Origin of the sequence: Nostoc sp. FACHB-892 (assembly GCF_014698795.1) — a bacterium.
Classification (GTDB): Bacteria; Cyanobacteriota; Cyanobacteriia; order Cyanobacteriales; family Nostocaceae; genus Nostoc.
The window spans coordinates 1-7557 of the sequence record NZ_JACJTR010000106.1; the positions used below are offsets into that span (position 1 = coordinate 1).

General features: G+C 39.2%; 9 protein-coding genes and 3 pseudogenes. 6 read left to right on the forward strand and 6 right to left on the reverse strand.

All coding sequences use genetic code 11. The features are described from left to right. Positions 1 to 166 (forward strand): IS1 family transposase (locus H6G96_RS39485; RefSeq protein WP_190914621.1); only part of this gene is annotated, 166 nt, incomplete at its 5' end. 105 nt (positions 167 to 271) lie between these two features. Beyond that, positions 272 to 667: an AraC family transcriptional regulator gene (locus H6G96_RS39490; RefSeq protein ID WP_347242346.1), complete on the forward strand. Its 396-nt coding sequence runs from the start codon at positions 272 to 274 to the stop codon at positions 665 to 667. A 137-nt stretch (positions 668 to 804) separates the two neighbouring features. On the opposite strand, the gene H6G96_RS39495 is transcribed toward H6G96_RS39490, so the two are convergent. Then, a complete protein-coding gene (locus tag H6G96_RS39495; RefSeq protein WP_190919947.1) occupies positions 805 to 1266 on the reverse strand; it encodes a response regulator in 462 nt (153 codons plus the stop codon). Between the two features lie 790 nt (positions 1267 to 2056). Between H6G96_RS39495 and H6G96_RS43030 the strand changes: the two are divergent. After that, positions 2057 to 2563: pseudogene (locus H6G96_RS43030) on the forward strand (GAF domain-containing protein). 168 nt (positions 2564 to 2731) lie between these two features. After that, positions 2732 to 3223, forward strand: coding sequence for a histidine kinase dimerization/phospho-acceptor domain-containing protein (locus H6G96_RS42135; protein ID WP_242063646.1), 492 nt, complete (start codon positions 2732 to 2734; stop codon positions 3221 to 3223). Here the strand turns inward: H6G96_RS42135 and H6G96_RS42140 are convergent. Beyond that, a pseudogene (locus H6G96_RS42140) lies at positions 3183 to 3329 on the reverse strand (IS630 family transposase); the annotation flags it as partial. The gene H6G96_RS42135 and the pseudogene H6G96_RS42140 sit on opposite strands and share 41 nt — an antisense overlap. A 40-nt stretch (positions 3330 to 3369) precedes the next feature. On the opposite strand from H6G96_RS42140, the gene H6G96_RS39505 reads away from it, so the two are divergent. After that, the gene (locus tag H6G96_RS39505; protein ID WP_190919955.1) at positions 3370 to 3813 is read left to right on the forward strand and encodes an ATP-binding protein; all 444 of its coding nucleotides are present in this window, start codon (positions 3370 to 3372) and stop codon (positions 3811 to 3813) included. 156 nt (positions 3814 to 3969) lie between these two features. On the opposite strand, the gene H6G96_RS39510 is transcribed toward H6G96_RS39505, so the two are convergent. From H6G96_RS39510 to H6G96_RS39525, 4 genes are all read right to left on the reverse strand, one after another. Next, complete coding sequence (locus H6G96_RS39510; protein ID WP_190919949.1) at positions 3970 to 4440, reverse strand: response regulator; 471 nt, start codon at positions 4438 to 4440, stop codon at positions 3970 to 3972. A 489-nt stretch (positions 4441 to 4929) separates the two neighbouring features. Further along, positions 4930 to 5274, reverse strand: coding sequence for a hypothetical protein (locus tag H6G96_RS39515; RefSeq protein ID WP_190919951.1), 345 nt, complete (start codon positions 5272 to 5274; stop codon positions 4930 to 4932). A 160-nt stretch (positions 5275 to 5434) separates the two neighbouring features. Beyond that, on the reverse strand, positions 5435 to 5674 hold the full coding sequence (locus tag H6G96_RS39520) for a hypothetical protein (RefSeq protein ID WP_190736883.1): 240 nt from the start codon (positions 5672 to 5674) through the stop codon (positions 5435 to 5437). 18 nt (positions 5675 to 5692) lie between these two features. After that, positions 5693 to 6130: an Rrf2 family transcriptional regulator gene (locus tag H6G96_RS39525; RefSeq protein WP_190736885.1), complete on the reverse strand. Its 438-nt coding sequence runs from the start codon at positions 6128 to 6130 to the stop codon at positions 5693 to 5695. 423 nt (positions 6131 to 6553) lie between these two features. Here H6G96_RS39525 and H6G96_RS39530 point away from each other — a divergent pair. Next, positions 6554 to 6850: pseudogene (locus H6G96_RS39530) on the forward strand (DUF4440 domain-containing protein); the annotation flags it as partial. Between the last annotated feature and the right edge of the window lie 707 nt (positions 6851 to 7557).

Sequence of the window (7557 nt, forward strand, 5' to 3'; positions counted from 1 at the left end):
AACATATATGACCAGAGTAGAAGGTGAAAATACACGTTTACGTCATTATCTGGCACGCCTACATCGCAAAACATTATGCTATTCCAAGTCAGTAGATATGCTTAAATACTCAATTCGCTTGTTACTCCATTACTTGAAGTATAGAGAAATACCTGTATTTAGTTAATTCATCCCGCATTTATGCAACGCCAAAGCGATTAATATCCGCTTACAGAGACAGACTTTTCTTCAATCCTGGTGCGCTACTAAATTTCAGAAAGCTTTTAACTCCGTGTCTGCAACGAAGAATTCAGTAATTGTCCAGGAAGCATCAATCTTTCCCAATGCTCCAGAATTAAAAGCAATGTTTGAGTTTATAGAAGCCCATTATCATGAAGGAATTAGTCTGTGTGATGTCGCCCAAGTGCTTGGTTACTCTCCTGCTTATTTAACTAATAGAGTCGCAAAGCAAACAGGAGAAACTGTAAACAACTGGATCGTCAAACGTCGGATGCTAGGAGCGCAATTGTTACTTCAAAATCACGAGCAGAATGTAGAGCAAATTGCCAAAGCATTAGGCTACCAAGATGTATCTTATTTCTCTCGCCAGTTTCGCCTACATCATGGCTTACCTCCTCATACTTGGCGTAAACAATATCATGCACTTGCTTCAAAAGTCGGCATTTAAGTACTACAAATGAGTTGAATACTTTTAAAATTTTCTTTACGAATTAACTCTGACCTTTGATTTTAAATCTTCCCTCAAGGGTTAAGATCATTTCCTACAAAGGTAACTTCGAGTCCGTGAATGATTAGAAGTAGTTACTAAAACCCTTTGACGATTTTTACAGGCAGATATAGCAATTTCGCTACTTCTTTCATTAAGTGTTTAGGGTTTGAAGGCTTTTGAATATAAGTTTGAAACCCAGATGCAAGCGCTTTTTCATAGCATTCCTCAAAAGATACGCCACTTAAAGCAATTGCCGGAATTTCTCTAATTGGTGAGAGTGGTAGTGACCTAATTTTCTGTATTAACCAATATCCGTCTTTTCCGGGCATTGCAATGTCAGAAATTAAAAGATCCACTGCGTGTTGTTGAATTAGTTCAAATGCTAACGAGGCATTATCTGCCAACATTACATTAATTCCATATCTACAAAAAAAATAGCTTATTAAACTCAGGTAATTTTTGTCGTCATCAACTATAAGTATTGTTAATCCTTTAAAGATAATATCTATCTCTGTTCTCTGGTCTGAAGATTGTGCAGTCTCAAAATTTTCTACCATAATCGGATTTGACTGTTACTCGGTAATGCCTTACTTGCTTGATGAACGCAGGATCGGCTATAACTTACGACTGCAAAAAAGTCCCTTGCTTTATATAAAAGTTTGTTATGTAATATTCTTCAGCTAGAGTTTTGTGCTTTATGCAAAAATAACCAAAAATCTTGAAACTGCTCTCACAAAAGAGAATCAAGATTTAGAAGATGTTAAAGCCCTGCTAAAAGCAGTCTCTATCGCTGCGCTGGATTTATCCCCTTTTTCCGTACCCTCACAAACGTTTGTGCAATCATTCTAACCTCTCACCAATGGTCACAGTTATATCGTCCGGTGGGAGATTATTGGGCGATACCAATGGCACATTTCTCTTTCACAGACGCTTTGCGAACGTGAATGCTACCGGAAATGTCGGGTGGGGAAATTGGGTTATTGGCTAACCCAATGTCCACAAATGGATCACAAAATTGATCTAGTAGTTGCTTGGTGAAGTTGGCTCTTTTAAGGACAAGAGGTAATGAGACTCATGTTTTTAGCCCTTTCTCCTTTAACATGAACCCCTTTTCCCAGCCATCACCCAACGATGCAACGGTTGGCAGGCTACTAGGCTTGCACCTATACAATTAAATAAGGTATCGCTCAGTCCGATACCTTGACTAATACTGATATACACACTTCAATTTTACATCCGTAATCTTGCTGAGTCAATTACACTGCAATTTTCCAGCAGAATTTTAATTTTGAAGTAAAACAAGGGAACTCTAGGTAAGAGTTGATTATTGTTGCGTCTAGTATGATTATGGCTTCTCCGAATCAAGCCTCAGATTCTCAGAGAATTATTGCTATCACCGTTGAAAAAATCCGTCAATCTCTTGATTTAGAATATATTTTTCAGACAACTACTCAAGAAGTTAGGCAATTGTTCAACTCTGACCGTGTAATTTTATATCGTTTCAATCCAGATTGGAGTGGAAAAGTTGTCTCTGAATCCTTAGCACAAGGGTGGTTGCCTTTAATCCAGTAGCAAACGCATCAACCACAATTAGTAGAAAATATCAGTGAATGTAGCTTGAAAAATTTATCTATTCCTCCAATTGTCGATACTTATTTACAAGATACACAGGGAGGGCGCTTTTCTCAAAATGAAACTTATCGTGTTTGTGACGATGTTTACGGTGCTGGCTTTAGTAAGTGCTACCTGAAAATTTTAGAGCAATGCCAGGCAAGAGCTTACGTGATTACTGCTATTTATCAAAGTCAACAACTTTGGGGACTGCTAGCAGTTTACCAAAACGATGCACCTTGAAAATGGCAAACAGATGAAGTATATATACTTAGCCAAATTGCTTCTCAGCTAGGTGTAGCATTACAGCAAGCAGAATTACTCAAACAAACTCAAAGTCAGAAAGAAGAACTCGCCACATCTCTCAAAAACTTACAGCAGGCTCAAGCTCAGTTAATTCAAAATGAGAAAATGGCCAGTTTGGGGCAATTAGTAGCTGGAATTGCCCATGAAATTAACAACCCAGTTAGCTTTATTTACGGCAATTTGAAATCGGCTGATGAATACACCCAAAATTTATTTTCACTATTAGATATTTACCAAAGCCATTATCCTCAATCAATCAAGGCAATTGAGGAGTTTACAAATCTCATTGAACTAGATTTTTTGAGGTCAGACTTTCCTAAATTATTCAAATCGATGCTCATGGGGGCAGAGCGGATTCGAGATATTGTTCTTTCCCTGCGGACTTTCTCACGCTTAGACGAGGCTTCACTGAAAGCAGTTGATATTCATGAGGGAATTGATAGTACGATAATGATCATCCAAAGCCGCTTTAACCCTACTAAGGAGCGCCTGCAAATTGAGGTGATCAAAGAATACGGTAGCCTCCCCTTAAGTAAGTCGGGGAGAAAATTTATACCGCTATTTTCTCTACGTACCAACCATTTGCGCTCAATCTAATCACTTCTGCCCTATCTTTCACTTTCTGGGGTACATCTGCCGTTCTCAAGTTGAAAAGAGTTTTATCTTGTTCTCTGGTCAGAAAGACCCTTAAACGGCTGCCCATATCTCTGTTACCTTCGTAGACACATTATACGTATTTACTTATCTTTACACAGTTTGGTTTTTCCACCTCGTTCTACTTAGTTGAATGTTATCCTGGGCAGTTAAACCAAGTATTTCTGAATATTTTAGTTAATGCGCTCGATGCTTTAGAAGATTCAGCCCTTAAAGGTCGATGGACAACAAAAAAATTCAATATAATAGATAATCCCCGAATTTATATTCGCACCCGATTACTCGAACCAGATCAAGTCACTATTAGCATTGCCGACAATGGACTAAGAATACCATCCGATACTTTAAAGCAAATATTTAATCCCTTTTTCACAACTAAGGCCGTTGGACAAGGTACAGGGATGGGACTGGCTATTAGTTACCAAATTATCACACAAAAACATGGCGGTTCTTTAGATTGTATTTCCCAACCAGGAGTTGGTGCTGAGTTTATTATTCGTATTCCCCTTCAACAACTTGTGTCAAATTCATAACGCTTGATATCACCCTATTACCTTCTTTTCTTTTTTAGGAAACGAATGTACACAGCATAAATGATTAAACTGGGTAAACCATGTTTCAGATGAGCTAACCGCACTTCAAGTTACGATTCAAAGCACAATTAACATAAACATAAATGAATTGAAGGGTTAAATCTGCTGAAAACGACCTGACAAATTTGCTACCATGACTATTAACTCATCTGGATCAAATGGCTTGGACAAATACATTTGAAAGCCTGTCAGCAGTGCCCGCCTTCGGTCTTCTTCTTTGGCATAAGCACTCAAGGCGATCGCTGGGATTTTCCCCCCTTTTTCTACTGGTAAGGCCCTGATTTTACGAATAAAGCTGTAGCCATCCTCCTCTGGCATACCAAGATCCGAAATCAGTATGTGTGGCATTCCCGACTCTAACGCTGATAAGCCTTGGGCTACTGATGCTGCTTCACTCACCAAAGCACCATGTTGCTCCAAGATAAAAGCAACAAGCTCACGTCCATCAGCTTGATCATCAACAACTAATACTCGGAAACCGTTGAGTGAAATTTGACTATCAGAGCTAATAAATTCATTGAAATCAGGAGTTAGTGATACGTTTTGCGTTGTGCTTTGCCGATCCACGTCACTTTCTCCTACCTGTGGCAAAAATTGACAATAATCTTTTAACGATATTATGCCACATTATGCCACAAATCATCAGTCTGTTAAGAAGTTGAACTTAGTTAATGACCGAATGGCACGTTTGATAACGGCAAACCCATATATGTATAAGGCTTTTGAGTATGGGGTGTGGCTGAGTGGGTGTAGTGAGTCAGAAATTTATTTGTGCCTACACTCTTATTTACTTTTATTGATTTTTCCCTATACCCCATACCTACCCCCAACACCCAGCCCAGACGAGCTTTCAGCTTTTCAAGCGTGCCATTCGTTAATGACCTAATTTATAGTGTCTAGGTAAGTTTTTGTTGATATTCTCTATCTTTACGCTGCCACTATTTATCTACAGCTTCTTTGGCAGCCACAAGCATAGGTGCGATCGCTTTCGATAAGTTGGCTTTTAGCTTTTTGCGTATGCTCCCATTAGCGGCTTATAGTTGAAAGCGTTTAAGCTCAAGGACTGTTACTACAGTGATAAGTGATAAAATTCGTTATCACAGTGCGGCCTCGCGTTTCGTGCTGCTCTAACCGTTGCTCGACAATTTGGGCAATCTGTTCGAGTTCTTGCAACATCTCGTTCACATCGCTTAAATCACTTGCAAACGAGGTTTCTGCACCAATCGACTTACGAACCCGATTCGCCTCAACTGGGCGATCATCTTCTGCTCTGGCAATCTTGTAGTAATATTGCCCTACTTTACCAAAGTGGTGTGTTAGCTCAGTCAGCGATGCCTGCGGCAACGTCAGAGACGAACACTGTTTCAAATCTGCGCCAGTATCAATGCCAAGCGAGTGCATTTTCGCTGCTGTAACTCTAGATTTGATGTTATTGGATTACTTTCTATAGTCCATGAATACTCTTTTTAGTTCCATAGTTTACCCTGACAAAGCGTAAGAATTCAGAATGGGGATAATCTACTATTCAGACTCAAATTGTATTATTTTGTGTGAATTGAGCTTAAACATCAGGTATTCTCAAAAAATCATAAACGCCTCCTAATTGAACACGTTCTGGCGGGAGGTGTAAAACTGCACAGCATCTTTGCACTACTGCTTGATATTTTCGCCACTGCTTACGGATGCTTATACTAAGCGTATCATTACCCAAGTCAGAAAATTTTAGCCCTGCACGCAAGAGCCAAACTTCCACATCAGCTGTTTCACCAATAGGCTCTGAGAAAATATTTTTGTTAAACATTGGTACAAAAACTCCCTTTCAAATGTAATACATCAACGCCTTTTGTAGGCGTGTAGCTTGCTTTTCCCAAAGGTCTTGGAGTGAATACTTTTGCAAAACCAGGTTAGCCGCTTGACAAGCTTCTTGCCAAATCTCTTCCACAATGCTTGATTCTATGTTTTCAAGGGTTATATTGTTGGTAGATGCATCAATCTCTACTCCCTCAATGCAAGTTAAAACATCTAAAACTGTAATTTTCCGAGGCTCACGTGCTAAAACATAACCACCTTTAGAACCACGTATGCTGTTAATTAAACCTCGGCATCTTAGTGTAGCTAGTAGCTGTTCTAAATAGCGATTTGGTATACTTCTTAGCTCTGCTATTTCTTTAATTTGCATTGAATCGGCATTGTGGTAGCAATCTACCAATGCCAACATTGCTAGAAGTGAGTATTCAGAACTATTTGATAGTTTCATCAGGCTAAATACTATATAAGTTTTTAAGGCTTTAATCTTATCTCAACTCTAAAATAATTAGCTCATATAAGCTATCTCTATTTTTTCTTATAATGATAAATAAAAGTGATTAAAAAATCTTTAATAATCAGGTACGAACCACAACAGTTTGGCAAAATTGAAGGACGTATATCTGCGCTGTGGGAGTAAAAGTAATTATTGTTAACTATTGCTACTGTGATAGCCTAGAATACACTCGTTTATTTGTGTACTTCCTTCAGCACAAAAAAGTTCAAGAGAACTTGCTTCAACAATTAAATAAATCAGCGTGCCACTCGGTTTAGAGTTAAAAACTTAGATATTAGTAAAGGAAAGAAAACAAATATGGATTTGAAAGAAACCTTGATAGCACTTGAGGAACAATTTTGAAGGGCTAGTTCTGCTGTAAATGTTGATTTAATTCGGGGATACCTTACTGAGGATGCCCTTACAGGAGGAAATTTTGGAGTGTTGAACAAGGAAACTCTCATCGCGACCAATGAAGGGCAGCCACCATTCTTGTTTTGGCGCATTGTCGATGCGCCCCGAATTATGCAATTAACGACAGATAGCGCTGTTGTGATTTATAAAGCTAATGCACAGCGTGAGGGACGCGAACCGTTTACAGTAATAATGAGTAGTACCTATGTTAGCCGGGGTAGCTCGTGGAAGCTTGCGTTCCATCACCAGACACCACTCTAGACCAAAGAAGAAAGCTTTCTTGAGCTAAGGTAGCTCTTGTTGCTCCCGGGAGAGAATGCCATACTTGAATGACTTGCTCTAAGCCAATTACAAGTAATACAATGTCCAGATGGTTCTCCTGCAAACAGGCGAACGCTCCTCTATACATAAGAGCTTGTTCCAGTTCCATTACTCCAAGCTGGCATCGAGTGGATGCCAAAACAATTCGCTTTTTCCCATTCGCAATGGGCTACGCCCCGCTGCGCTAACGCAATTAAAATTACTGATAACTGAAGCTTATCATTTAATCAAAGATTATATTAAAGATTAGTATGTTAGCTTTGCACCCCAAAGGCTTAATTTCTAATTTTCTTTGCAATTGCGTTAGGGACGTAGGAGCGTCATTGCGAGTTGCGAATGGGCGAAAAAGCGAATTGGTTTGATGAGGTTTTTACCTCCAGAGATTCCATCGCGCGGGTGAGTGACTACAATTTGGAAAGGGTGCGATTATGACAGTGTACACCTTATATTACCGTGGTGAAATCCGAGGCGAGGGAATCTCTATCTCTTTGTACCCTCCCGAAAACTGGCTCCTTTCCGAAATAAGCAAGTAGTAAATAAGTCGAATCATCCAGAAGCATAATAGGGTTTAAATTGATTCACAGGGTATTTATAAAGTAAATCTAAAGAAGAGGAAATAAGGTTAAACAAAAAAGATAAGATACTCC